Annotated in this window: 24 protein-coding genes and 1 tRNA gene; 18 read left to right on the top strand and 7 right to left on the bottom strand. The window is 34.0% G+C overall.

Translation table 11 applies throughout. The features are described from left to right. Positions 1-91: 91 nt before the first annotated feature. Both WKH12_RS04835 and WKH12_RS04830 read left to right on the top strand, forming a co-directional pair. A complete protein-coding gene (locus WKH12_RS04835; RefSeq protein ID WP_434732145.1) occupies positions 92-1,108 on the top strand; it encodes an aspartate-semialdehyde dehydrogenase in 1,017 nt (338 codons plus the stop codon). A gap of 1,288 nt (positions 1,109-2,396) precedes the next feature. After that, positions 2,397-3,749 (top strand): WD_0033/WD_0034 family tandem repeat-containing protein, encoded by a 1,353-nt coding sequence (locus tag WKH12_RS04830; RefSeq protein ID WP_434732144.1) that lies wholly within the window; start codon positions 2,397-2,399, stop codon positions 3,747-3,749. Positions 3,750-3,798: 49 nt separating this feature from the next. Here the strand turns inward: WKH12_RS04830 and WKH12_RS04825 are convergent, their stop codons facing one another. Next, entirely contained in the window at positions 3,799-4,437 is a 639-nt protein-coding gene (locus WKH12_RS04825; RefSeq protein WP_434732143.1) for a hypothetical protein, read from the bottom strand. A gap of 552 nt (positions 4,438-4,989) precedes the next feature. On the opposite strand from WKH12_RS04825, the gene WKH12_RS04820 reads away from it, so the two are divergent. The 6 genes from WKH12_RS04820 (at position 4,990) to WKH12_RS04795 (ending at position 8,961) form a co-directional block, all read left to right on the top strand. Further along, positions 4,990-5,241: a hypothetical protein gene (locus WKH12_RS04820; protein ID WP_434732142.1), complete on the top strand. Its 252-nt coding sequence runs from the start codon at positions 4,990-4,992 to the stop codon at positions 5,239-5,241. Between the two features lie 245 nt (positions 5,242-5,486). Continuing rightward, a protein-coding gene (locus WKH12_RS04815; protein WP_434732009.1) for an IS630 family transposase occupies positions 5,487-6,501 on the top strand; the annotation gives its coding sequence in 2 pieces (ribosomal slippage) (positions 5,487-5,951 and positions 5,953-6,501; 1,014 coding nt in all). A 172-nt stretch (positions 6,502-6,673) separates the two neighbouring features. Further along, positions 6,674-7,312 carry an HAD family hydrolase gene (locus tag WKH12_RS04810; RefSeq protein WP_434732141.1) on the top strand — a complete coding sequence of 213 codons (639 nt, stop codon included), beginning with the start codon at positions 6,674-6,676 and terminating at the stop codon, positions 7,310-7,312. Next, positions 7,312-7,806, top strand: coding sequence for an RDD family protein (locus tag WKH12_RS04805; protein ID WP_264736268.1), 495 nt, complete (start codon positions 7,312-7,314; stop codon positions 7,804-7,806). Before WKH12_RS04810 ends, WKH12_RS04805 begins: the two co-directional genes overlap by 1 nt. A 59-nt stretch (positions 7,807-7,865) precedes the next feature. After that, on the top strand, positions 7,866-8,342 hold the full coding sequence (gene bfr / locus WKH12_RS04800) for a bacterioferritin (protein WP_434732140.1): 477 nt from the start codon (positions 7,866-7,868) through the stop codon (positions 8,340-8,342). Position 8,343: 1 nt separating this feature from the next. After that, a complete protein-coding gene (locus WKH12_RS04795) occupies positions 8,344-8,961 on the top strand; it encodes an SURF1 family protein (protein WP_253309892.1) in 618 nt (205 codons plus the stop codon). 30 nt (positions 8,962-8,991) lie between these two features. On the opposite strand, the gene WKH12_RS04790 is transcribed toward WKH12_RS04795, so the two are convergent. Both WKH12_RS04790 and WKH12_RS04785 read right to left on the bottom strand, forming a co-directional pair. Next, positions 8,992-10,710 (bottom strand): monovalent cation:proton antiporter-2 (CPA2) family protein, encoded by a 1,719-nt coding sequence (locus WKH12_RS04790; RefSeq protein WP_264688048.1) that lies wholly within the window; start codon positions 10,708-10,710, stop codon positions 8,992-8,994. Between the two features lie 5 nt (positions 10,711-10,715). After that, entirely contained in the window at positions 10,716-11,288 is a 573-nt protein-coding gene (locus WKH12_RS04785; RefSeq protein ID WP_434732139.1) for a thioredoxin family protein, read from the bottom strand. A gap of 108 nt (positions 11,289-11,396) precedes the next feature. On the opposite strand from WKH12_RS04785, the gene tmk reads away from it, so the two are divergent. Further along, entirely contained in the window at positions 11,397-11,999 is a 603-nt protein-coding gene (tmk, locus tag WKH12_RS04780; protein ID WP_253302246.1) for a dTMP kinase, read from the top strand. Positions 12,000-12,024: 25 nt separating this feature from the next. Here tmk and WKH12_RS04775 read toward each other — a convergent pair whose 3' ends face one another. The 4 genes from WKH12_RS04775 to WKH12_RS04760 all read right to left on the bottom strand — a co-directional run bounded on the left by WKH12_RS04775 (position 12,025) and on the right by WKH12_RS04760 (position 16,621). Then, on the bottom strand, positions 12,025-12,702 hold the full coding sequence (locus tag WKH12_RS04775; protein WP_434732138.1) for a hypothetical protein: 678 nt from the start codon (positions 12,700-12,702) through the stop codon (positions 12,025-12,027). Positions 12,703-12,861: 159 nt separating this feature from the next. Next, on the bottom strand, positions 12,862-14,694 hold the full coding sequence (ftsH, locus tag WKH12_RS04770) for an ATP-dependent zinc metalloprotease FtsH (RefSeq protein ID WP_434732137.1): 1,833 nt from the start codon (positions 14,692-14,694) through the stop codon (positions 12,862-12,864). A gap of 12 nt (positions 14,695-14,706) precedes the next feature. Next, positions 14,707-15,999: a tRNA lysidine(34) synthetase TilS gene (gene tilS, locus WKH12_RS04765; protein WP_434732136.1), complete on the bottom strand. Its 1,293-nt coding sequence runs from the start codon at positions 15,997-15,999 to the stop codon at positions 14,707-14,709. Positions 16,000-16,141: 142 nt separating this feature from the next. After that, positions 16,142-16,621 carry an OmpA family protein gene (locus WKH12_RS04760; RefSeq protein ID WP_434732135.1) on the bottom strand — a complete coding sequence of 160 codons (480 nt, stop codon included), beginning with the start codon at positions 16,619-16,621 and terminating at the stop codon, positions 16,142-16,144. Positions 16,622-16,899: 278 nt separating this feature from the next. Between WKH12_RS04760 and WKH12_RS04755 the strand changes: the two genes are divergently transcribed. The 9 genes from WKH12_RS04755 to WKH12_RS04715 all read left to right on the top strand — a co-directional run bounded on the left by WKH12_RS04755 (position 16,900) and on the right by WKH12_RS04715 (position 25,515). Continuing rightward, positions 16,900-18,315, top strand: coding sequence for a gluzincin family metallopeptidase (locus WKH12_RS04755; protein WP_434732134.1), 1,416 nt, complete (start codon positions 16,900-16,902; stop codon positions 18,313-18,315). 20 nt (positions 18,316-18,335) lie between these two features. Next, complete coding sequence (locus tag WKH12_RS04750) at positions 18,336-19,412, top strand: rod shape-determining protein (protein ID WP_434732133.1); 1,077 nt, start codon at positions 18,336-18,338, stop codon at positions 19,410-19,412. A gap of 317 nt (positions 19,413-19,729) precedes the next feature. After that, positions 19,730-20,842, top strand: coding sequence for a tRNA 2-thiouridine(34) synthase MnmA (gene mnmA, locus WKH12_RS04745; protein WP_253309830.1), 1,113 nt, complete (start codon positions 19,730-19,732; stop codon positions 20,840-20,842). Positions 20,843-20,954: 112 nt separating this feature from the next. Further along, the gene (locus tag WKH12_RS04740; protein ID WP_434732132.1) at positions 20,955-22,154 is read left to right on the top strand and encodes a WD1261 family protein; all 1,200 of its coding nucleotides are present in this window, start codon (positions 20,955-20,957) and stop codon (positions 22,152-22,154) included. A gap of 69 nt (positions 22,155-22,223) precedes the next feature. After that, positions 22,224-22,730 carry an inorganic diphosphatase gene (ppa, locus tag WKH12_RS04735; protein WP_434732131.1) on the top strand — a complete coding sequence of 169 codons (507 nt, stop codon included), beginning with the start codon at positions 22,224-22,226 and terminating at the stop codon, positions 22,728-22,730. Positions 22,731-22,860: 130 nt separating this feature from the next. Continuing rightward, positions 22,861-22,951 (top strand) — tRNA-Ser (locus tag WKH12_RS04730). A 167-nt stretch (positions 22,952-23,118) separates the two neighbouring features. Next, entirely contained in the window at positions 23,119-24,264 is a 1,146-nt protein-coding gene (locus tag WKH12_RS04725; RefSeq protein ID WP_434732130.1) for a SurA N-terminal domain-containing protein, read from the top strand. A gap of 95 nt (positions 24,265-24,359) precedes the next feature. Next, the gene (locus WKH12_RS04720; protein ID WP_434732129.1) at positions 24,360-24,980 is read left to right on the top strand and encodes a ferredoxin reductase domain-containing protein; all 621 of its coding nucleotides are present in this window, start codon (positions 24,360-24,362) and stop codon (positions 24,978-24,980) included. Then, a complete protein-coding gene (locus WKH12_RS04715; protein WP_434732128.1) occupies positions 24,964-25,515 on the top strand; it encodes a 5-formyltetrahydrofolate cyclo-ligase in 552 nt (183 codons plus the stop codon). The genes WKH12_RS04720 and WKH12_RS04715 overlap by 17 nt, the downstream gene beginning before the upstream one ends. Positions 25,516-25,518: the final 3 nt, after the last annotated feature.

The raw sequence follows: 25,518 nt of genomic DNA, 5'->3' as shown, positions 1-25,518 counted from the left end.
TTACAATTAATTGCAAGGTAAAAATATTAAAACAATTGTAAATTTTGTCAGTGAAAATATAATATAATTGTAAAGTTAGAGGTTCATCTATATGGGATACAAAATTGCTGTTATTGGAGCAACCGGAAGAGTAGGGCGTGAGGTATTAAGCACGCTTGCTGAGTTTCAAGATGAGGCAATAGATTCTGTTATTGCACTTGCGTCGAAAAAATCAGAAGGTAAGAAGGTGAGTTTCGGTAATGAAGAATTAACTGTCTTGTGCCTTGAGGATTATGACTTCATTGGAACTAATGTAGCCATTTTCTGTGCTGGATATCATGTTTCTGAAAAGTATGTACCAATTGCAACACAGGCTGGGTGCATCGTGATAGATAACAGTTCCCATTTTAGAATGAAAGAAGGTGTGCCACTCATTATTCCGGAGATTAATAAAGAAAAAATTATGGAATATAAAAACCACAACATAATATCCAACCCAAACTGTACTACAATACAGATGCTGCTAGTACTACATCTATTACACCAGAAAGCAAAAATAAAGAGAATCGTTGCTTCAACTTATCAATCAACTTCTGGCGCAGGCAAAGCAGCAATGGATGAGCTCTATGACCAGACAAAAAAAATCTTCATGAATGAGACTAAAAAGCCCGAGATATTCCCCAAGCAAATAGCGTTTAATTGCATTCCCCATGTAGGGAAATTCATGGAGAATGGTTCTACAGAAGAAGAATGGAAAATGCAAGAGGAGACAAAAAAAATTTTAGAGGAAGATATAAAAGTTACTGCAACTTGTGTAAGAGTACCCGTCTTTATCGGTCACGCTATGGCAGTAAATGTAGAATTTGATCAACATATCACTGAAGAACAAGCTCGTGAAGTGCTAAGTGAAGCCGAAGATAGTGGAGTTTTAGTGTACAACAGGCGTGAAGACGGTGAATACATCACTCAAATTGATGTTGTACAGGAGAATGCTGTATATGTATCGCGTATTAGAAGAGACAATACTGTTGAACACGGATTAAATATGTGGATAGTGGCTGATAATCTGCGCAAAGGCGCAGCATTAAATATAGTGCAGATTCTTGAGATTTTGATAAGAGAGTATTAAGTGCATATAGAGTGCACGTACGTTGTAATTCGAAGGAAATTTGTATACCACATGGCAGCGTGTGACGCTAGGCCCTAAAACTTCCTTGACAAACTCCGCCAGCCCTCTTATCATGGTACTGAAGGTATTCAGTTATCTTCATCTGTGCAGATTAAACAGCAAAAAAAACAACGTACTTGGCGTCTTATTTTTAATTTTTCGCACTATGTGCACCTTATGTCTTCACAACATTTCTAGCTATATAAGCCGAAACGCGCTTACAAAGCGTTTAAGACAGTAGAGAACGCCAATTTGCAGGATTAGAAAGTGACAACTAGCTAACGCGGGGTTTCTTTTGCCTTTTTTTCTGCTTAGTAAGTTTCTTAAACATTTAAACTAAGGTGAGTTGCATTTAAAAGCAGCTAAATTGCAGTGTTTAAGACTTAAAAAACGCCAATACTGAAAATAGACAATGACTAGGGCTTCTTTTGCCTTTTTTTTCGTTTGGTAAATTTCTTAATATTTGTGGCTAAAAGAGCCCAAGAGAGGTCAGTGCTCCTTTTTTTGTCATCCCAGTGCGTGACACTGGGATCTAGGAAACTTAACTGCAAGTAATGCATTGGGTTTTGTGAATATGGGTTTTGCGTTATAGAATGAAACACTTTTGGTGAATTTGTAAAGAGAACTAGATCCCAGTGTTAGCTACTTGGATGACATGGGAAGGTATTAGGACGACACCGTCATAAAGTAAAATGAGATCCCAGTGTTAGCTACTTGGATGACAGGGGAAGGTATTTGGATGACACCGTCATAAGGTGAACCAGTGCTCCTTTTTTTGTCATCCCAGTGCGTGACACTGGGATCTAGGAAACTTAACTGCAAGTAATGCATTGGGTTTTGTGAATATGGGTTTTGCGTTATAGAATGAAACACTTTTGGTGAATTTGTAAAGAGAACTAGATCCCAGTGTTAGCTACTTGGATGACAGAAGAAGGTGCTGGGATGACAGGGAAGGCACTGCCGTCTTGGATGGAAACCAGTGTCAGCTACTTGGATGCATCCCACCATGTCATTCCAGTGCTTGGCACTGGAATCTAGTCTTTATTATGCAGCCACTTATTTAAAGTTAAGTTTCCTGGATCCCAGTGTCTGGGCACTTTAGACAATGTTACAAAAAATAATATCATAGAATTCAATAGGATAATTCCTAGAGAATTACTCATCTACAAAAAGCCAAATCGTGTTAATGCTGTTTAGATGTAAAAGATAAGCTAAATCTTTACAGGGAATTTAAAACAGTAGAATACCTTTGATTGAAAAAAAGAACCAAACTAGGCAACTTAACCGGTTTTCTATTTCAACTACTACAACTAAATCAATAAATCTTAATAGGGGGAAAAACATTATGAAAACGTCAAAATTGACATTAGTATGTGACATATATGAATTAACAAATAAAGATGAAAAGAATATACAAAAACTAGCAAGAAAAATAGAAGAAGGGGAAGGTGTTGCCGAAAAGTTTAGAAATAGAATATTCAAAAAGTCCAGCTATAACGCAAGCACGATTCTTTTAGCAAAAATAACTTACAAATATCAGGGTAGAGAGGAGACATTATCACTACTACATTATGCTATAAGTCATAAAAATAATCAAGCTGTAAAGGATCTTTTAGAAGAAGCCAAAAAACAAAAACTATTAAAGGAAGTTCTGAATGAAGAAATGACCACAAAACATTCAGATGGTCGGGAAGAAACTCATACAATACTTACAGATGCTATATCACGTAGAGACAATGACATTATGAGAGTAGTGTTAAGAATCTCTGAGGAAAATGGTATTTTGAAAGATATTCTAAAAAAGAGAATAATTATAAAACATTCAGATGGCGAGGAAATGATTTACACCCCATTCACCTATGCTGAAGAGTGTGAAAATAGTGAAGCTGTAGAAGAAATCTTAAAATTTTCTAGAGAACTGGGAGGTGTGCTTAATAAGAGAACAACTATAGAACAACAAGCACCATTTCTTACTGTTGTAACAGAGACTGCCACCAATGCTAGTACTACAACTGCACCATGCGATGAAGATAGTTTGAGTCTTAATGCAACAACAACTACAGAACATAAAGATACTGCTTCTGTAATTGATAGTACCAGAGCTACTGATATGCCAGCTAACGCATGTGAAATAGTAACTGAAGTATGTAGTTTTGATGTGGAGCATAAACCTGTAATTGATAAAGCTACCACTGACACCGGATTATGCGAAGATGTCAATAAAAGTAGTGAAGGTCTTCAGCCTATATGTGAAAACAGCGAAAAAGTCCAGCAAACTTCAGTGAAGACTGATGAACAAGAGTCAAATGCTTCCAATGACCTATCTCCCAAACCTCGTTTTGATGATAATGCTACAGATAAAAGAGAAAAACCATTAACAACGCAAGCAGTCATAGTTGGTAGTGTTGGTGCGGCGTTACTAGTCAGTAGTGTTGTAGCTTATATATTGAAAATGTATGCTATAGCGGTGATTGGGGGAATAGTTGGATTAGCTTGTGTGAGTTATGCGTTGTATAATGCTCTAAAGCCAGATACGAAACTTGAAAAAGTAGAAGATGTAGAACAAACTGACGTTAAACCTTTCTTTAGTCCAAGTTTATGAAGAAAGTTATTAAAAAAATTGTATCATTAATTAGTAAGGATTTATGGGTTTAGAAAGTTAAACTCTCATTTCTACCATCAAAAGATATTCTAGAGCTAATTGCCTTACCAAACGTAAACATAGCCATTGTTTCCCTTGTTTCCATTCTTTTCCTATAATCGCCATTTAGGTCTAAAACATGATGAGTAATGCCTTGAATAATCTCCCCAGTTTTTGCATCTATTGCTAAAGATGAGCTTTCCAAGATTTTACTAATTTCCATATTTTCTCTAGAAGACAAAACATCCCTTATGAGTTCTAATGTACTATTGTTGTCTAGCCATCCAGTTGAGAGGTTAATTATAAAATTTGCCTCATCAACATTCTTAGTCAGCTGATAATCAATCATAGATATTGTTTGTGGCACGTTAGTTAATGCATCAATATGGGTTAAAGCAGCTTCACTAGTGTCTGGATTGTAGAAAGTAACAATTACACATGGACCTGCACCAAATGTTCCCAATATATGTTTTGTAGAGTTACCGTTAGTAATGCCCACTTCACCTTGATTGATAGCAAAAGAATTGTCTACTGTTATTTGAGCATGCTGCCCTGATGTTGATACAATATTGGAATCATTAGTTGACCCAATTGGTATACAATCCTTTATTGAGCTTTGTATATTATTTTCGTGTCTTTTTACTACCATAATACCTCTCTAGACATACTGCACATTTATCATGCCTTTTAGTTTATAGCACAAAAATCATTAAAAACCAATGAACACTAGAAGATAGATTTGCGTTGCTAATAGCACTAATATATCTAGTGTTGCTGTACCAAATAGAGGAAAAACTTGAGCATGTACCTCAAGCCCAATTACCGCTTCCCAGTCCTCTTTTTGTCATGTATTTAATTTGAATGATGATTTTAATATTCTGCGAAATTAACACAAAAAGTCAAAATAAAACTCATATTTTACTTTAATTTTTTAACCTACCAGATTGAATTTCAATTATTACAATATCTACGGGAAGACAATAAAGAAAGTGATATAGCAAAAGTATTTTTAAAGAATACTATTCAAAGTCCTAAATAGACATCGAAGTCAATCTATTAATATCCTTGCTATTATTAATAACAAATAAATATTTAAAAAATTTCTTGACTTCCGCTAAAATAGATGGCTTTATGCCAATACTACTAAGAAAACAGTAGTAAACATTTGGAAGAATTGAGTCTTTAATGAGTGGGAATTTTTATGAATAATAGCAGTAATAACAACAAACGTGAAAAATTAGAATCAGGAAGCAACAATATAATAGCACGGCTTCTATTGAGGACCCCTGAGCAGCTAAAACTATATTGTAAACTACTTGATAATGAGAAAAAGCAAGATCTTTATCAAAAGGTGCTGAAGGAAATGCGTAAAAACCCAGAAGTGAGTCAGTTGAAGAAGCTGAACGAAATAGCTGCTGTTATAGAAGAGGCCATTGAAGAGGGAAGAAAATGAGGTTATTAATTAATATATATAAGATATTAGCATAATTATGAATGCCCTCATGAGAGAGAATGAGCAGTGCATGTAGGAATTTATAAGGGTTTTGCAGTTAATAAAAAAATAATGTTTGTGTCTGTAGAATGTAATAGTTTTATTAATTTAGTGGGGTTGGTATGTGTAATACCAATTCCTAAAAATAAATAGAGGAATAAAGAAAAATTTCTAAAATAGAATAATTTAAGAATTAGTGGGGAGTTATGGCAGGAAAAAGTAAAGCAATAGGAGAAGAATTATATAATAAGTGTAACCTGGAATTAAAGAAGCACGGCATAAGAGGAGAGATAGGAAGAAGATTACAGGCAATAATATCTGCAAAAGAATATGGAATAACAAAAGTTGCTCAAATATACCGAATTACTAGAACTACATTGATGAAGTGGATTACAAGATTTAAGGAAGGAGGAGTCAATGCGTTTAAAATACAACCAGGACGTGGAGTAAAGCCGAAGTTGAGCTACAAGCAGCAAGAAGAAATTAAAAATGTCATAGCAGAAGAAGGAGCCAACCTAACGGCTAAGAAATTAAAAATCATAATTGAGAAAATGTTTTCTATTGAGGTAAGTAAGTCTACAGCACATAGACTGATGCAAAAGTTAGGTTTTTCGTATATTACTCCAAGGCCTGTGCACAATAAACAGGATAAAAATAAACAAGAAGAGTTTAAAAAAAAATCTTAATGAAACTATTGTCACGTATCCCGAAAAAGAGCTATTTTTCTTCGATGAGTCGCGGTTTGGCACACATTCAAAGATTGGACACGGGTGGTTTAAAAAAGGCATTAGGACACAGGTTAAGGTAAAATTAGGTAGGCAAAACTTTTATCTCTATAGTGCAGTTAATCCTAGAAATCGAGAGAGTTCTAGCTTATTCGTACCAAACGTCAATACTGATTGTATGAATATATTCCTTGAGCAGATGTCACAATATTTAGGAACAAGGGAGGCATTTCTTGTTGTGGATTGTGCAGGATGGCATAGATCCAAAGGTTTAAAAATACCACAAAATATTACCTTAATCTATTTACCTCCATATTCACCAGAGTTAAATCCAGTAGAGCGTTTATGGCAATATTTGAAAGACAATCTCATTAAAAATAGAATATATGACTCTGTTAGTTTATTGGAGGATACTGTATGTGCATTCATTCGTAATATTACGGAAAGTTCGATCAAAACCATTTGTTCTGTTAGTTATTTGCCTACTTATTTATGAGATTTGGTATTACCTATTAAAACATATCATATAACCAGTATATTAGCTAATTATATAAAAAACAGTTAACATAACTTGTGGTAAAGAGTGTTTATCAAGAGCGTCCTATTTATATTTTTTTTATTAAAATGCTATTTACTTACTTAAGTTAAAATATATAATTATATAAGAGATGAAAGATAGCCCATTAGCAGTAGTATTCGATTGGGATAATACCTTAGTTGACACTCAAGATAACATTTTTAATGCTATTAAGCATACCATAAACTCAATGGGGTATAGTAATAAAGCTGCTGATAGAAATTCCCATGAGTCGAGAAAGAGCTATATGGTCAATTTATTTGGTGATCAGTGGAAAAAAGCAAATCAGATATATCAACAATATTTAGATGATGCACTATTGCAAAACATTGCTCTGAATCAAGGAGTAGAGAAAATGTTGCAGACACTGAAAAGCCACAATATTTATCTAGCAATAGTAAGTAATAAGAAAAATACTAATTTACGTGAAGAAGTTACCTATTTTAAACTGGATTCTTACTTTGAAAGAGTGGTTGGGTCATGCGATACCGCGGAAGATAAACCATCTGCAACCCCACTGCTATTTGCACTAGAAGAGAGTACGTTGCCTATAAATAGAGAAAATGTGTTTTTCGTTGGTGATAGCATCACAGATGTTCTGTGTGCACAAAATGCCAATTGTTTACCTATTATATACGGTCAATCAATAAGCGGTTATGAAGATTTGTTATGTTTTCAACATTTTGATAAGCTTACAGATTTCATAGTAAAATATTTGGAAGATAGGTAATGACCGCTGTTACAGAGATTGCCAGTATAATAAGACGCTTTTGCGCATATTTAATAGATGTAGCAATTTTATTAATTCCAACTTTATTAATTATACTGCTATTAGAGGATTCTCCGTTGATCTTACATCTATCATACATGTGTGTAAATTGTAGTTACTTCACATATTTTATATCTTCAAAGGCCCAAGCAACTCCAGGTCAACAGTTAATGAATATATGTACTATCAATTTAGATAATTCTAAAATAGACTTGAATTTAGCGTTTGACAGAAGCACTTCCCAGTTTTTTCTTCCTTTGTTAAATAGTGTAGTAGTTGTCCTTACTGAATTTTTGCAAGATCAGGAGGTATTAGTGAATGTCTTGAGTGCATTGAAAGTAATTATAATGCTGCTCACTCTCTGCTGGTATCTAGTTGCTTGTTTTTCTAAAAAGAAACAGACATACCACGACATGCTATTTAATACGGTTGTTATCAAAGGAACTATTAAATGAGTTGCTATAATCATCGTTATCATATAAATTATGCTGATAAATTGAACTAAGGGAAGATTATGAATGAAGAGATAGTAAAATGTTTGAATAAATTATTGAACAATGAGCTGACTTCTGTACGCCAGTATCTTTTGCATTTTGCGGTTCTCAAAAACAATGGAATTAATAGACTTGCAGAAAAGGTAAAAAATGAGCTTAACGAAGAACTTGAACATGCAAACAAGTTGGCAGAAAGGATTTTATTGCTTAAAGGCGTACCAAATTTTCAAGATACAAATGAAATATCAAAGTATGATGGAAAGTTTGCAAAAGACACAATACAGAAAATCTTAGAGGCTAATTTAAAATTAGAGGGAAAAGGTATTAAGGATATCAAAGAAACAATTTCTATCGCTGAGAAAGAAAAAGATTTTGTTAGTGTAATGTTATTAGAAGAGATGTTAAAGAATGAAGAAGAGCATTTCCATTGGATTGAGAAACAGATAGACCTTATTGAACTAATGGGTGTTGAAAACTATTTAAGAACACAAATATAGAGTGTTAAAAAAAACAGTATTTATTTTAATTATACCTTGCTTGCTTCTTTTTTTATTAGGATTATGGCAAGTATTCAGATTGAACTGGAAGAATAATATTATTAAAAGTATGAGTCTTCCAGTTGTTCATCTATTGCCCAATAACGACCTTGAAAAATTTAACTATAGGCATGTCAAGATCGATGGGATTCTAAGTGACATAGAACTATATGTTTTTGCAGGGCAACACGGCTATCACGTGCTGTCTCCTATGTTGCTCACCACTGGACGTTACATGTTGGTGAATAAAGGAATAGTCAGAGAAAAAAAGGAGAAAAAAGTAAAAATTGAAAAAGTAGTTGCAGATGGAACTTTATATTGCGATAGCAATAAAAGCAAAAATTGGTTTATCAAGAACGATACTGCTTCGAATACATGGTTTACCCTGAGTACAGAGGAAATTTCCAATGAGTTAGGTATTAAGCTAGAGAAGTGTGTATTGTGGCCGAACAATTTTGGCAGCAAAGTAGCTATACAGCCAATGAAGCATTTGGAATATGCAATCACTTGGTTTGCACTTTCCTTAACTTGGTTGATTATGTGCGTAATTTACTATAGGCAAAACCTCAATAAAGCTTGAAGCTTTCTGTACATAAAATTAGAAAAGTAGTTATTCATCTTTATCACTACCAAGGTCTTTTAACATACTGTAATTGCCTTTTCTAAATCTACTTTTTAAAGACGTAACTCCACTTTCGCTAATACCACTGAGGCTCAGTGCAGCTCCACCTAGCTGCAATCCTATCTCAGATGTTTCAGGAATAATTTTACTAGCTCCTAGATCTCTATAAACCTCCACATTACTCAGATCTGGTAAGCGTATTACAATATTTACATGCGGAAAATTTGCAGCAACTAAGGAAACAACTTTTTTTATAGTAACTTCATTCTTTATTGAAATAACGAGAGCTTGAGCTCTTTCTATTCCTACTGATTTTAAAATTTCACATCTTGTAACATCTCCAAGATATATAGGAAAACTATCACTTTTTCCTTCTTTGACTATTTTTGATTGAATATCTACAACAACGTAACTTAAATGCTCTGCAGTAAGCATTTTTGTTACCATATATCCCACTCTACCAAATCCAGCAACTATTACATGGTTATAAAGATCTTGTGTATCTGTTTCAACAGCTTCATCATCTAATATTATTTTCTCAGTGCTAAATGAGTTTGCTATCCAATCTCCAAGCCCCGATAAAAGAGGAGTGAAAGCCATGGTTACTGTAGTTACCATCATAAGTACTTGAGCGATTTCACTTGGTAGCACATTTAGTTCATTTGCTAAGCGAAATAAAATAAACGCAAATTCACCGCCTTGTGAAAGCAGTAACCCAGCTTGTATAGCAGGTGCACTCTTAAACCCAAAAAATCTACACAATATATATATGATAGATGTTTTTAAAACGATAAGGATAATCGATAATAAAGTAATTAGTGGTAACTTATTGAGTAAAAGTTCGGTATTGATAGACATACCAACAGTCATGAAAAATAAGCCAAGAAACAAATCTTTAAATGGCAATACTGCGTGTTCTACTGAGTGTCTGTATTCTGTTTCTGCAACTAACAATCCAGCGACAAATGCACCTAATGCCAACGATAAATGGAATTGCTCAGTAATAAATGCTGCTCCTAATACTATTAAAAGCGTTGTTGATATAAAGACCTCATTACTTTCCATTTTAGCAATAACCGAAAATAAAGGTCTAAGCAATAATCTACCAGTTATAAATATCAGCACTAATGCAATAGCTGCTTGCACCAATGAACCTGCCAATGAGCTTATCAGGCTGTGCTCAGAATTGCCAGCAAGTAAAGGTACCAATACTATTAATGGTACCACTGCAAAATCTTGCATTAATAGTACTGCTATTGACAACCTACCAACCTGACTTGCTTGAGAACCTTTTTCTTGCAGAACCTGCAACACTATTGCTGTTGAGGATAGCGCAAGCCCACCACCAATAACTGTTGCTATATTCGTATTCACTCCGAAAGCAAGAGCGATGCACCATATTGCTACCATGGTAACTATAACTTGAAGAGAACCGAACCCAAATACATGAATACGCATAGCGATCAGGCGTTCAAATGTCAATTCAAGGCCTATAATGAATAATAGGAAAACTACACCAAATTCTGCAAGATTATCCATTGCTTCAGCTGAGTGTATCAGATTAAATCCATGAGAACCAATAACTGCACCTGCAACGAAGTAACCGAGCACTGGACTAATATTCATTTTCCAGAACGCTATGACTATAAACACAGCAGCAGAAAGTAAAATTATAATATCAAACAAATGCTGAGAGCCACTGTGCATGATATTTAACCTGTAGAATTAGACCATTTAATTGAGCAGCCAATACTTGATTTTTGGTCAATTGGAGAATTACCAGTTTCTGCAATAAATTTCATAGCTTGAAATAAGTCACTACTTCCTACTTCATAGCTTTGAACCTTTTCTTTTTTTGTGTCATTAAAACGTCCACGATAGCAAAGGTTTAAATTGGAATTAAAGCCAAAAAAGTCAGGAGTGCAAACAGCCCCGTATTCTTTAGCTATTTTCTGTGTACTATCAATTAAATATGGAAATGTAAACTTATTTTCCTTGGCAAAATTAATCATATTTTCAAAGGAATCTTCTGGATATTCATTTACATCATTTGACATTATTGCAACGGTGTTTACCTGATAATCTTTTTTCAATTGATTAACATCGCTTACCAGATTGCTAATAATTGACTGAACGTAAGGACAGTGATTGCATATAAACATTACAATAAGACCATTTTTTCCACAACAGTCACTTAATGTATAGTATTTATTGTCTACTCCCAAAAGATTAAAATCTTTTGCAGTAAAACTAAAATCGACTTTAGGAGTATTCAGAGCAACCATAGACTATTATTATACCATATGTAATTTACGGTCTTATTATTTAAATGTCAAACGGTTTCTATGTATACTGTTTGCATATTCTTTTTTAGTATTATAATTATAAAACTTATGTTCATAACTTTCGAAGGAATAGACGGCTCTGGTAAAACAACACAATCTAAGCTACTTGCAAATCATTTTAAGCAAATTCACGGCGAAAATAATGTAGTGTCGACTCGAGAACCAGGTGGCACTGATTTTGCAGAAAAGATAAGAGGAGTGTTGTTAACAAATAATATTGATCCTATTTCTGAACTCTTGCTACTTATCTCGATGAGGCACGAACATATGAAAAAATTAATATTACCAGCTCTTGCAGAAGGGAAAATAGTGATTTGTGATCGGTTTATTGATTCAACCATTGCATACCAAGGATATGGGTTTGGAGTTGATTTAAAACTAATAGAAGATTTGCACAGGTTGGCTGGAGTTAGATATCCAGATATTACATTTATTCTAGATATTGATGTTAAAGTTGGGTTAAGTAGAGCGAAAGACAAGAATAAATATGAAGAAATGGATGTTAATTTTTATAATAAAGTTGGAAAAGGGTTTAAAGAAATCGCCATAAAAGAGCCCGTTAGGTGCCATGTCATCACTGAAATTGAAACAAAAAATGATAATCAAGTACACACTAAGATTATTGATAAAATCACTATTGCAAAGACTTAACTATATTTATTTAACCTCTACTAATTTAAACCGCCCCTTTAACTTGTGATAGAAAATTATTAATTTTAGATAACGTTATTTCACATGAATAACTTTTTGTTTGAGTAGCTAAAAAATTCTGTATTTCGTTTGGATCTTCTTCACTTATTATCTTATATGCTCTTGCGGAATCCATTAATTCACTTCTATTTTTTTTATTACTTACTTCAGTAATAGTAAAAAATTGATCAAAATGGTCTAAGAGGTCTTTATTTTTTATTGAAGACACAATATCGTCAATTTCTTTCACAGATAATGCAAGTTCGTGTGCTTTAATACGATCTTCAAAACAAAGATTAACAAGCGCGTTGCAAAACCTATCTCTCGTAGTACTTCTCACTTCTGCTAATAAGGATTTAATATTTTCTTGGCAATACACTCTCTTTACTGATTCAGCTGGTTCAACCATACCAAGAACATTCTTTACCAAAGATTTTTTTTCACAACTAAATATGAACATGTAATAACCCATAGATAGAGTAAAGAACAAGAATACGGCTGGGAGCAAAAATGGCACTAGTACATTTTGTGATACAGGAAAGATAAACCAGACAGCAGTTGCTGCTGATACAACAAGAAATAGCCCTAATAAAGTTAATTGCGCTCTTTTTTTATACTTATGATCAATGACTGCATTTACACCAATAGAAGCTACGTCAACCATTACTCATACCTCATTAAACAGTAATACTAACTGAATGATAGCATTATCGTGATGAAAATGCAACATTATGAATATTCTAATACAATTTATATTGACAGTTACAATTCTGAATGTTTTATTGCAGCGTTAGCTGATTAGCATTTTAAGCTAGGGTCAGATCTAATAGAGAGAGGATTTTTTTATTTTCTCATTCTTCTCATTTTCCTCTCTAACAATTTTTTTTCCGCTTAATATGTCCTTTATTTCATCTCCTGTTAAAGTTTCAAACTCCAGTAGATTTTCGGCAATGAGATCTAAGCCTTTTTTATGCTTGGTCAAAATGTCTTTCGCTTTTTCATAGCAAGAAGACACAACTTTCTTCACTTCTTCATCTATAAGTTTTAATGTATCTTCAGAAATTATCTCAGAACCATGCATAGTTTGTTCGCGATTGTGATAGATCGGACCTATTTTGTCGCTCATTCCCCATTTTGTTACCATAGAACGTGATAAATCTGATGCTAGTTTTATATCTGAAGATGCGCCGCTTGTGACTTTATCATAGCCAAAAATTAGCTCTTCTGCCACACGTCCACCCATTCCAACAGTTATATCTGCTAGAATCTTTTCTCTTGTGAGGGACACTCTATCTGTTTCTGGTAGTCTCATAACTAAACCGAGTGCCCTACCGCGTGGAATAATTGTTGCTTTGTGTATAGGATCAGAAGCAGGCATATTAACAGCAATCATCGCATGGCCAGCTTCATGGTATGCAGTCAGTCTCTTTTCCTCTTCTGTCATAATGAGAGATCGCCTTTCCACACCCATCATCACTTTATCACGTGCATATTCGAAATCATCCATGGTAACAATCTTCTTGTTTCTTCTTGCAGCAATAAGCGCAGATTCGTTCACTAAATTTGCTAAATCAGCCCCTGAAAAACCAGGTGTTCCTCTTGCAACTGTTTTCACATTTACATCAGGGGCCATTGATATTTTCTTTATATGCGTATTTAATATTTTCTCGCGCCCATTTATATCGGGTAAAGAAATAGTAATCTGCCGGTCAAAACGACCAGGCCTAAGCAGTGCTGGATCTAAGACATCCGGACGGTTAGTCGCAGCAATTATTATTACGCCCTCATTAGACTCAAAGCCATCCATCTCAACTAATAACTGATTTAATGTTTGTTCTCTTTCGTCATTACCACCACCAAGACCAATGCCACGATGTCTACCCACCGCATCTATCTCATCTATAAAAATTATACAAGGAGCATTTTTCTTGCCTTGATCAAACATATCACGAACACGGCTCGCACCAACACCAACAAACATCTCAACAAAATCAGATCCAGAAATGCTAAAGAATGGCACATTAGCTTCTCCTGCAATTGCACGAGCAAGTAAAGTTTTACCAGTTCCAGGAGAGCCAATTAAAAGGCACCCTTTTGGTATTTTTCCACCTAATATTTGAAATTTTTGCCTTTGTTTAAGGAAATCAACGATTTCTACTAGCTCTTCTTTTGCTTCATCAATTCCGGCAACATCATCAAATGTTACTTTTTTCCCACTAGTCATGAGTCTAGCCCTTGACTTGCCAAAGCTTATAGTTCTGTTGCCCCCCGCTTGTGTTTGTTTAAGAAAGAATAGCAAAAAGCCAATAAAGATAAATGTTGGGACCCATGAGATAAGTAATCCACCAATTACGCTCATGGCAGAATCTCCAGTTGAAAAGGAGAATCTCACTTTTCTATCATGTAAATTTTTTATTAGGTCGCTATATATAACACCGCTTGAGTTGAAACTTGAACCATCCCTAAACTTGCCCTCAATGCTCTGGTTTTTTATGACAATATTTTCTACATCATTGTCTTCTAGTCTAGTTAAAAATTCCGAAAAAGGTATGGTTGTTTTACTTCTACCTACATTTCCGCTGAACTGAATATAAACAACTGAAATAAGAACAATAATTACTAACCAGATCAATAAGCCTTCTAAAAATTTTTTCATTTCTATTTCTAACTAAGTACTAATCAAGCTTACCAAATTTTGTTTTATCGTGCTATTAATAATGCATTGAACCTTATCGTCATTGGTATTTTTTTCGTTATAATTTACATCAGGATAAGCAAGCACCTTTCCATCTTTTTGTACTGTAGGCAAAGAATAAAAGACTTCAGGGCAGCAGTTGTAATCCTTCAGAAATTCAGGAACTTTTTGTGTTTTTTTTAATGGAGCGATGATAACTGAACACTCTTGATTTCCGAGTATTGTGCAGCTAAATCTGTTATCCCATTGAGTAGGTTCATTTAAAGGTAGGTTTACGGTAATTTCTTGTATCTTTGACGATTCTCTAATTATTAAGATATTTTCTCCATATTTTCTTATTTTGCACCCAGAAAGTGTACAGTTAACATTACTATCCTTTTGCAATATTTTATTAAATATCGCAATAAGGCTATTGTACCTTGGTTTATAATGTTTACTGGCAATTGCCATTATAGAGTAAAGAAGAAGCCTCAATGCTATTTCCTCTGGCAATTGATAAAATTCACTTAGTTTAATTTCAATATAACCAAGATCATGAACATTAACACAGTCATTAAATGCAAGGCGTGTGTAGTGCATCAACGCTTTTGCAGCTCTTTTCATATGAAGGGCTGTGAGGCATATTCGCTCTGTTAAAATCTCTTGATTGTCACTTGCTTTAAGTAAGCTACGGTATAAAGTTCGCCTGTATTTTAAGTTATAGTTGCTTCTATCTTCGATCCATTTTAACCGGTGAAGCTTAGCGTACTTTTCTATTTCACTACGACTAAAATTTAACAATGGCCTAAATATATAAATACCATTTAAGAAAGATTTGTAATCCATTGATGATAATCCATCTACGCCACTACCTCGCTCCAATCTTAATAAGAACGTTTCTGCTTGATCATCTTTGTGATGAGCAACGAGCAAACATTTAACATTATTGTTTTTACAACACTCTGCTAGTAACTTATATCGTGCTTTTCGTGCCTGTAATTGAATATTACCTTTAATATTTTGCTTCTCCCAATTTAATATGAACGATTCCTTTGCTCCAAGTTCTTTTGCATAACTTGTAACAAAATCAGCTTCTTTTTGAGACTCTGAACGTAACCCATGATTTACTGTTAATGCTATAGGAAGTGAAAGCTTGTTTTTTTTTGCCCAGTTAGTCATTAAGTGCAGTAAGACTATACTATCTACACCACCTGATACTGCAACTGCGATTTGGTTATAGAAAGCAAAGCTATTAGCTATATTTTGAAATAATAACTCTAATTTCATTATGTTTCTTGATGGCAAGATAGTCTCTACGTCATACAGCGACTTATTTGTGGTATATATAGATCCCACTAACAAGCAGCGGAATTGCTCTCTTTTGTCATCCCAGTGCTTGACACTGGGATCCAGGTTTTAATGCAAGAAACTATTTCTTTATTCCAGAAAATGAAAATTCCACTCTACGATTTTTAGCATGCTCTTTTTCATATTTAGAATTTCTAGAATCATCTTTTACATTAACCAAAGGCTCAGTTTCACCCTTAGAAGCAGTTTTTATTCTGTTTTCTATGCAGGGTGCACAACTAACCATAAATTTTTTAGCTGCATCTGCCCTTCTAGCGCCTAGCGCAAGATTATATTCATGAGAACCACGGTTGTCAGTATGACCAGTTAAAGTAACCTTCGCGTCAGGGTTATCTTGTAACACCTCCATTACGTCAAGTAATGCATCTGCGCTTACTTCAGTAATACTAGATTCATCATAACCAAAGAAAACTCTTTTATCACCTATCTGCTTAACAACAGAATTCATTTTATTTGTTGTATTTGCTCCTTTTTTTGGGCAAGAACTTACACCAGTAAGTAGCAAACAAAAACAGCACATTATAACCAGTCTACTCCACATTATTAAACCTCCATAAATTTTAAAATAGTGCGTAACTTTAATTTCAGTAGCTAATAATCTCTCCATATTGTAATATAGTCAAGAGAAATAAAATACTAAATACTTTTTCTACACCCTTACAATTAATTTTCTTATAATATGCTGGACTCTGAGTAGAAAAATCCAATAAAGGAATAAAAAGTACAATTTTTTATTGTACTTTAAGCAAATATACTTTTAACTTTATTATTAATCTATTACGATATTAAAGAGATGTTTTCTAAAACAATGAACAAATTATGAAATCTTATAAGTTTTTAGAGGAAGTATTATATAGGGTAAAGAATATCGAAAATACGCTAAAAGTACTAAACCAAAGCCAATTGAATATAGAGGACAAAGTTGAACAAATGAGTCTTCTAGAAGAAATCAGACATGAAATTATCTCTCATGATGCAATAAAGGAATCATTAGCAGATGCTCTTGGTAACAAAAAAAGTGCAAATACTCAGCAGCTAAAGTTAATAGAGAGAATACATAAAAGCAACAGTGCTGTTCCTATTGATTTAGTAAAGTCTTTATCCAAAGCTAAGGTTGAATGCCAAAATTTATGGAAGCTATCTCATTCTGAAACCAGTAACTTAGAAAAACTAAAAGAACGTTTTACTGATTTAATCACACTCATTCGCGAAGTAGCTTCTATAAAATCGCAGCAATTAAAATGCTCAAAATACGACTCACTGCTTGCTGACTATGACTCTGATATCACAGAAAAGAATATAAGGGAAGTATTCCCCAAGGTAGGCAAATTTTTTAGCGAAAATGTGGATGAAATAATTGAAAAGCAGAAAAAGGATAAGGTTACTAATATACAAAGAGTTGCTACTCAGAAGCAGATTGAACTTGGCTCGTTATGTTTACAGCAAATGGGTATTGCACTAAATGAGATTCGTACTTCTTATTACTACCCTATAGATTATGATGAATCTAATTTTTGTTATGGTTTATTTTCACTTTTACGGCATAGTGGTTATGCGATTTATCAAAAATGTTTAGCGCAAAATTCTATAAGTAGCCCAATTACGAGACATGTTATGTATGAAACTCAAGGGTTATTCATGGAAAGGATGATTGGAACATCCAGAGAATTTATTGAGTTCATTCAACCACACATAAAAGAGAAATTTGCTATAAAAGGCAAAACTAATAGCAGTGTTGAAAATTTGCACTTGGTTTTCAATGAAATAAACCTTTCCTCTTCTTTAAAGAACGCAGATGAATTTAGTCTGTTAGCTCATATTATGTTGAGAACTAGGTTAGAACAGGATATAATAAATGGTACACTGGAAGTTAAGGATCTGCACGATGCGTGGCTGGAAGGTATGAAGCACTATAAAATTCCAGTAAAAGCTAAAAATGAGCTGGACACTTATTTTCAAGATGAATATTGGGCAAGCGGTGTTATGGGCTACTTTCCTATAAAAATTATTGCTTTAATTGCTGCTGTGCAGATTTTCTCTTTCGTTAAAAAGAATCATTACGAATCATTAAGTGCTATAATAAAAAGAGATTTTAGTTTACTTATCAGTTGGTTATCTCAAAATATATACAGTGCAAAGTGTGGCCTGGAACTGCTAAAAAAAGTAACAGGCAAGGGTTTAGACGTTGAGTGTGTTACTTACTACCTATCTGAAAAGTATAATTTGTCTCAATAAATGGTTTTCTTGAGTTATATATGAATTTTGTTCGAAAGTTAACCGGAAAGTTTTATAGCCTTTTTACTTTCAAAGGTTTGTTTGCTAGCGATATTGCCATAGACCTTGGTACTGCAAACACTTTAGTTTATCAGAAAAATCAGGGAATAGTGCTTGATGAGCCTTCAGTTGTAGCAAGAGTAAAAGAAAAAGGAAGCTACGTTCCTTATGCTTTTGGTAAAAAAGCTAAAATGATGCTTGGAAAAACGCCTGGAGAAATAGAGGCGATAAGGCCCTTAAAGGATGGAGTTATTGCTGATTTTAAAAGTGCGGAAGAAATGCTAAAATATTTCATACGCAGTGCAAACACAAAATTCACTGTTAATAAACCTAATATTATCATATGCGTTCCATCTGGATCCACGCCAGTTGAAAGGCGTGCTATACAAGATGCAGCAGAAAGTGCTGGTGCAAATGAAGTATTTTTGATTGAAGAACCAATGGCTGCAGCAATCGGAGCTGGGCTCCCAGTTACTGAACCTGAGGGTTCTATGATCGTTGATATAGGAGGCGGTACAACTGAAGTTGCAATTATTTCTTTAGGCGGAATTGTTTATTCACGTTCTGCCAGAGTAGGTGGCGATATTATGGATGAAGCAATAAAATCGTATATTCGTGAAAATCATAAGTTATTAATCGGTGAAACAACTGCTGAAAAAATTAAGAAAAACGTAGGTTCAGCCAGTCTGCCAGGTGAAAATAACAAAGAGGGAATGATAATTAAAGGCAGGGATTTAGTGAGTGGCATGCCAAAAGAAATGCTTTTATCAGAATATCAAGTTGCAGAAAGTTTAATAGAGCCTGTACATCAGATAATTTCTGCTATTAGGACTGCACTGGAGAGCACTCCACCTGAACTTTCTTCTGATATAGTCGATAGAGGAATAATTTTATCCGGTGGTGGTGGATTATTGCCTAACTTGGGCAAAGTTATCAGTGAAACAACAAAATTACCAGTTCGTGTTGCAGATGACCCACTTTGTTGTGTTGCCTTGGGTAGTGGAAAAGTGCTTGAAAACATGGATTATTTTGGCCATGTTTTATTCAAGCAAGATTAAATTGTTTTTGAAGGTAGTTTATCGAATTGTTTTGATGGAATTATGTAATATAAATGAGATCCCAGTGTCACGCACCAAGTAATTTGAAGGCAACTTCCAGCAGGAAAGGGTGTCATCCGAGTAGCTGACACTGGGATCCAGGAAACTTGATTACAAATAAATATGCTGTTTTAATGAATTTGCATAAATAGACACTAGATTCCAGTGTCAGCTACTTTCATGACATCATCTACTATGTAAATTGCCCCCAAATCAAAACTTTTGCACAGTTGTATGTTGGAATGACACAAGATTTGCGTTTATAAATTAAGGCGATTATGCTAAAAGAATTTAAAATTGAACCTCTGCTAAAAGATAGAGCTCCGCACCAGACCAAGGCTATTGTTGCAATGTCCGGGGGAGTTGATAGCTCCGTTGCTGCAGCACTGCTATATAACTTTGGGTACCAGGTGATAGGTGTGACTCTTCAACTCTATGGCACCGACGGTAATGCTAACGCAAGAAAAGGTGCATGTTGTGCTGGACAGGATATTTACGACGCTAAGCGCGTGGCTGAAAGTGTTGGCTTTCCTCACTATATTTTAAACTACGAGGAAATATTCAAAAAGGAAGTAATAGAGGATTTTGCAAGTACCTATATGCGTGGGGAAACTCCCATACCATGCGTAAGATGTAACCAAACGGTAAAATTTCGTGATCTATTGCAAGTTACAAAAAATCTTGGTGCGGATGTGCTTGTAACAGGACATTACGTGAGAAGATTAGAAAAAAATGGTGAGGTAAAGTTGTGCAGAAGCATTGATAAAAGTAAAGATCAAAGCTATTTTCTATTTGCTACAACAAAGGAGCAGTTGAAGCTTTTGCGATTTCCACTAGGTGGGTTCTATAAAAGTGATATAAGAAAATTAGCAAAGTATTTCAGCTTACAAATTTCTGAAAAGCCGGACAGTCAAGATATATGCTTTGTTTCCGAAAGCTATAGTAAAACAATAGCTAAATTAGCTCCACAATCTGTACAGAAAGGTAAAATAGTAGATGTTAATGGAAAAGTGCTAGGCGAGCACAGTGGCATAGTAAATTTTACAGTGGGGCAAAGAAAGGGCTTGGGTATCGCACACAATGAACCTCTTTATGTGATAAAAATTAATACAGAAAATAATGAGGTTATAGTAGGTCCGATCAACGCATTAATGCAAAAAAAAATATTGATCAAGGAGTTAAATTGGTTAGAACAACCAAAGGAAGGTATGGAAGTAACTGTGAAGCTGAGATCATCACATGCGGGAAGTTTAGCAACAATACATTCAACTGACGAAAAAAATAAAGCCTGTGTCATTTTAAACGACGATTACTTTGGCATCAGTCCAGGTCAAGCCTGTGTGGCATATAAAGGTGAACAAGTTATCGGTGGAGGATGGATATGCTCTTAACTGGGTGGCTTAATTTTTTTATGCAGAATGTAAACGTACAATAATATTTATTGCTATTTTACCCTATATCCTTTATACTATAAGGGTAATTATTATACTACAGGTTTCAGCAATGGTTAAGGAAGTTGAAGAACTAATAAAAATTGTTGGTAAGGGTAATTTATTAGAGACTTTGTTTATTTTTTTAGGTGGCTTTCAACATGCTGACTTAGATCGTAGTATGGACCGCAGAAATCATTTTGGTTTGTCTGCATTCATTAAAAAAGAGGGGGAGCCATTAGATGAATATTTTAACTTAAAGTTTAGTCTACAAGGGCTGTTTTTAATTTATGCTCAAGCTTATAAGATACTTAGTGAAAACAATAACCTGAATACTAAAGATGTCATAGATAAAATATATGAAGTTATTAAAGGGTCTGAGTTAAATAGAGATATAAATGAAGTAGTAGAAGTAGATGGAAGTAAATTAGATTTACTTAACATCTTAGCAAGTCCAAAGAGAGAACCAATATTTAAAACAGAAGAAGATTTTGAAAATAAAGTGCTTACTGACGTTAAAAAATTATTAAATGAAAAATCTGATAAAAAATTTTTTTTTAATAAATTTGTTATCGACTGTTACTATTCTATTCATCAAGATATAAAGGTAGATAAAGATGTAGCATTGTTCTTGTCTTTGGGTAGTCACTATAAAGAACTTTCACCATCTAACAAAACAGTAAGAAGAGAAGTACTAGAGATATGTGAGAATCAGTTAATAGAGAGCTATATAACCCTCTTAGCTAGGACATTACACATGATCGAGTTATCAAGTAGAGATAAATATACAATCAACCATGAGAATGTGGATCGACAAGAGAAAGAATTAAAAATGGATGGATTAATATATCCTATAAATACAAAAAACACCCTAGAGCAACTGTTAAAAAACCAAAATAGTGATGAATTTGAACAATTAGTAACGAGCCCTAAAAATATATACTACTCAATGCCGCAAGAAGAGAATAAATGTAGGCCAAATTTCATTGTCAGCAAGAAAAATCATAAAAACACAGTCTGTAAACTTATTTTGGGTATGTTTGTATTATCTGTTGGGTTATATGTTGCTGATTATTTCCTTATGGAGCAAAAATTGCTCAACTCAATAAAAAATGTTTTGCCACAAGATAACCTTACTAACCTGATAGTTGGTGCGGTGCTTACTATTGTAATAGTATATGCTTTATTTCAATTATCACAGGAACCACCACTTTCAACAGTCAATGGAATGACGAATGAAAATTTAGAACAGCCCCATGCAAAACAAGCTTAGAACTACATAAATGTAGCAACTTAAAAGCACATATTGTATAATGCTTATTCTTAAGTTAAGAGGTGATTTATGGATTTAAGTAAAATAACAGCGGGACCAAATGCGGTGAATGTGGTAATTGAAATAAGTGCAAATGCTGAGCCTGTAAAGTATGAATTTAATAAAGAGCTTGGGTTGTTACAAGTTGACAGATTTTTGTCTACCTCAATGACTTATCCTTGCAATTATGGGTTTATACCAAATACCTGCGCAGGTGATGGTGATCCTGTGGATGTTTTGGTGCTAACTCAATTTCCCTTAGCATCTAGTGTTTTAATATCGGTGCGTCCAATAGGCGCATTACTCACTAAAGATGAAAAAGGAGAAGATGAAAAGATATTAGCTGTGCCTGTTTCCAGTGTTGATAGCTATTATGACAATATAAAGGACTATTCTGACTTATCTCAAAACCTACTAGATAAAATTGCTCATTTCTTTTCTCATTATAAAGATCTAGAAAAGGGAAAAACGGTAGCAGTTGGAGAATGGGTTGGTATAGAAGAAGCAAAGAAAATCATTGAAAAAAGCAGAAATTAGTTTGTGTTGATTTAGCCAAGATCTAAAAATTACACTGTTTGAAAAATGTTGTTGTTTTTAATGTTGCAATTAAAAGCATTAGACAGGCGGTAGAGGTCTTGGTATTATATAATCTTTAGGTTCTAAATTTGGAAGGGTGGCCGAGCGGCTGAAGGCGGCGGTTTGCTAAACCGTTATACGATTGAAAAGTCGTATCGAGGGTTCGAATCCCTCTCCTTCCGTATACTGTTTTAGCACGGTTTAAATTCGCTATGTTGGCATATTTTTAGCCTGTTTACCAGCGTACCTGATTTTGTTGCAATGGTTTTCATTTCCATTGTCACTGAGATCACTACTAAAAAGTTGGCTAGCATTATTTATTATAGAATTGGTTATTAACCTTACTTATATGCATAAAATACTAATTTTACTGTTGATAGTGTTGCCACTTAGGTTGCTTGCAACCGAGATTGAAATTGTTGCAGATGTAAATGGTGAGCCAATTTCAAATTTAGATATCGAAAAACGCATCAACTTTATAAATTCATTGTTTGGCACCCAAAGTGTTAATCAAAAAGAAGCAAAACCTCAAATTCTTAGGGAGCTAATAGACGAAATTATCATTATCAATGAAGCGCAGAGGCTGAATATAAAATTGAGCAACGAGGAGTTAGATAATGCTATCATATTATTTTTAACCCAAAGTTTTAAACTTAAGGCTAATGAAGTTGATCAATACATAAAAAAGCATAATATAGATCTTAGTATTTTAAGAAAACAAATAAAATGTCAGTTACTATGGAGCAAAATTATTGAAGTAAGAATTGTGCCATTTATTGATATAAGCGATAAAGAAGTAGATGATGTAAAAAGGCAAACAGAAAAGCCGGATTATCTTATCACGTTCCAAGAGTTTATAATTCCTGATCAAAAAGACAAGGATGTTTATGGCATAGCTGAAGATTTAGTAAAAAAATTACGTAATAGTAATAACCCGGAATCTCCAATAAAGATGCGTAAAGCAACAGTTAATTTAAGTCAGCTCAAAGATAAACTTAAGAGCGTTTTAGAAAGACTAGAAACCGGCGATATAGCAGGTCCATTCAGTTTCAGTGAAGGTTACTCTATTATAAAAGTCATAGACAAGGTACAACTTAATTATGCACTGCTGGAAAGCACTTTAAAATTAAAACAGATTGTGGTTGAGGGTTCAGAAAGTTTATTGGATAATTTTCAAGAGCAAAAGGTCAATTGTTTAAATTTTGACAAATTAGTAGATGATTTTAAGTTGCCAAACGCAAAAGAGTTTGAAATAAAAATGCGAGATTTAAATCCTGATTTACAGATTTTATTTAGTAAAACAAGTGTGAATGAAATAGTAGAATTAAGAGAAAATGGCACTGCAAAGTTAATGATGTTGTGTGATATCAAGAGTAATGCAGCGGATATAGAAGCAATTAAACAGCAGATGTACCAACAAAAGATTATGATACAAAGCAACTTGTTATTAGATGATATGCGTAAAAATTCAGCTGTCAGTTATCGGTATAGTTGAAGTCAGAGAGTGTCCTTGTCTCTGTCTTTGTGTACGAAAATTACTTTGTTCTATAAAATTTCAAAAAATTTGAACAAATATAGTTAAAATAGCACATGAAGAATATAATGCTAATTGGTGGTGGAGTTGGAAATGCAGTATTATTTTCGATAGGGAAGGCGTGTCTTGAAAATAATAATAAGGTTTTGTACTTTGCTGGCTATAAGAAATTAAGTGATGTATTTAAACGAGCACTGATAGAGTGTGCATCAAATGCAGTAGTTTGGGCATGTGAAGAAGGATTGATAGAAACAAGCAGAGATCAAGATAAATCCTTTCATGGTAATATAGTTGATGCAATAGTCTCTTATCAACAAGGAAGATTAGGTATTAATTTAAACACTATAGATAAAATTATCACTATTGGTTCTGATAAAATGATGAAAGCTGTGAATGAAGCTAGAAAAACAATTTTAAAGCCATATCTGAAGTCAAGTCACATAGCAATATCGTCAGTTAATTCTCCTATGCAGTGTATGATGAAAGAAATCTGCGCTCAGTGTGTTCAGCAACATATAAATACGGAAACAGGAGAAAGGAGTTTTGTTTATAGTTGCAGTAATCAAGACCAGGATATGGAATTTATTGACTTTGATTTTTTAAGTGAGCGCTTAAAGCAAAATAGTTTACAAGAAAAACTCACTGCGAAATGGATAGATCATGTTCAAAGATATTAAACAGCACAAAAAGGAAATAAGAGAGCAATATAGAGCTATAAGAAAAGATATTGATGAAAGTTATTCCAGTTATGCGGCAAGTTCCCTTATTAATTTCTTTAATCAGAACTTAAGTTACGTTAAAGGCAAAACAATTGCGGCTTACATTCCAATGGATGGGGAAATAAATGTTGTCCCTTTGATGTGTCGTTTGCTCTATTTAGGTTATAAAGTAGCAATTCCTGATAAAAATCAGTTGCTAAGATTTGAGGGATGGAACGAAACAAATGAAGATGTAATTCCCGACACAATCATTACTCCTGTTGTTGCTTTTGATGATCATTTTAATAGATTAGGTTTTGGCGGTGGTTGGTATGATACAATGATAAAAAAATTACGGCCGCTTGGAAAAATATTTATAGGTGTAGCCTATGAGAAACAATATTGTAAAGATTTACCTGTAGAAAAACATGATCAAAAATTGGATATTATAATCACTGAGATGTGTGTTAGATGTGGAGGTGGATTGCTCAAAAAAGTGGATAGAAAGGAGTAGATC

It is taken from the genome of Wolbachia endosymbiont of Zygogramma bicolorata (assembly GCF_051130665.1).
GTDB lineage: Bacteria > Pseudomonadota > Alphaproteobacteria > Rickettsiales > Anaplasmataceae > Wolbachia.
This window is presented reverse-complemented; position numbering and strand designations above follow the sequence as displayed.

What these genes read in the sequence shown, in the direction of transcription:
- WKH12_RS04715 (WP_434732128.1), top strand. Translation starts at nt 24,964, where the DNA reads ATGTTCAAAGATATTAAACAGCACAAAAAGGAAATAAGAGAGCAATAT.
- tmk (WP_253302246.1), top strand. Translation starts at nt 11,397, where the DNA reads ATGTTCATAACTTTCGAAGGAATAGACGGCTCTGGTAAAACAACACAA.
- WKH12_RS04810 (WP_434732141.1), top strand. Translation starts at nt 6,674, where the DNA reads ATGAAAGATAGCCCATTAGCAGTAGTATTCGATTGGGATAATACCTTA.
- WKH12_RS04720 (WP_434732129.1), top strand. Translation starts at nt 24,360, where the DNA reads ATGAAGAATATAATGCTAATTGGTGGTGGAGTTGGAAATGCAGTATTA.
- WKH12_RS04750 (WP_434732133.1), top strand. Translation starts at nt 18,336, where the DNA reads ATGAATTTTGTTCGAAAGTTAACCGGAAAGTTTTATAGCCTTTTTACT.
- tilS (WP_434732136.1), bottom strand. Translation starts at nt 15,999, where the DNA reads ATGAAATTAGAGTTATTATTTCAAAATATAGCTAATAGCTTTGCTTTC.
- bfr (WP_434732140.1), top strand. Translation starts at nt 7,866, where the DNA reads ATGAATGAAGAGATAGTAAAATGTTTGAATAAATTATTGAACAATGAG.
- WKH12_RS04785 (WP_434732139.1), bottom strand. Translation starts at nt 11,288, where the DNA reads ATGGTTGCTCTGAATACTCCTAAAGTCGATTTTAGTTTTACTGCAAAA.
- WKH12_RS04805 (WP_264736268.1), top strand. Translation starts at nt 7,312, where the DNA reads ATGACCGCTGTTACAGAGATTGCCAGTATAATAAGACGCTTTTGCGCA.
- WKH12_RS04755 (WP_434732134.1), top strand. Translation starts at nt 16,900, where the DNA reads ATGAAATCTTATAAGTTTTTAGAGGAAGTATTATATAGGGTAAAGAAT.
- WKH12_RS04775 (WP_434732138.1), bottom strand. Translation starts at nt 12,702, where the DNA reads ATGGTTGACGTAGCTTCTATTGGTGTAAATGCAGTCATTGATCATAAG.
- WKH12_RS04820 (WP_434732142.1), top strand. Translation starts at nt 4,990, where the DNA reads ATGAATAATAGCAGTAATAACAACAAACGTGAAAAATTAGAATCAGGA.
- mnmA (WP_253309830.1), top strand. Translation starts at nt 19,730, where the DNA reads ATGCTAAAAGAATTTAAAATTGAACCTCTGCTAAAAGATAGAGCTCCG.
- ppa (WP_434732131.1), top strand. Translation starts at nt 22,224, where the DNA reads ATGGATTTAAGTAAAATAACAGCGGGACCAAATGCGGTGAATGTGGTA.
- WKH12_RS04740 (WP_434732132.1), top strand. Translation starts at nt 20,955, where the DNA reads ATGGTTAAGGAAGTTGAAGAACTAATAAAAATTGTTGGTAAGGGTAAT.
- WKH12_RS04825 (WP_434732143.1), bottom strand. Translation starts at nt 4,437, where the DNA reads ATGGTAGTAAAAAGACACGAAAATAATATACAAAGCTCAATAAAGGAT.
- WKH12_RS04760 (WP_434732135.1), bottom strand. Translation starts at nt 16,621, where the DNA reads ATGTGGAGTAGACTGGTTATAATGTGCTGTTTTTGTTTGCTACTTACT.
- WKH12_RS04725 (WP_434732130.1), top strand. Translation starts at nt 23,119, where the DNA reads ATGCATAAAATACTAATTTTACTGTTGATAGTGTTGCCACTTAGGTTG.
- WKH12_RS04835 (WP_434732145.1), top strand. Translation starts at nt 92, where the DNA reads ATGGGATACAAAATTGCTGTTATTGGAGCAACCGGAAGAGTAGGGCGT.
- ftsH (WP_434732137.1), bottom strand. Translation starts at nt 14,694, where the DNA reads ATGAAAAAATTTTTAGAAGGCTTATTGATCTGGTTAGTAATTATTGTT.
- WKH12_RS04790 (WP_264688048.1), bottom strand. Translation starts at nt 10,710, where the DNA reads ATGCACAGTGGCTCTCAGCATTTGTTTGATATTATAATTTTACTTTCT.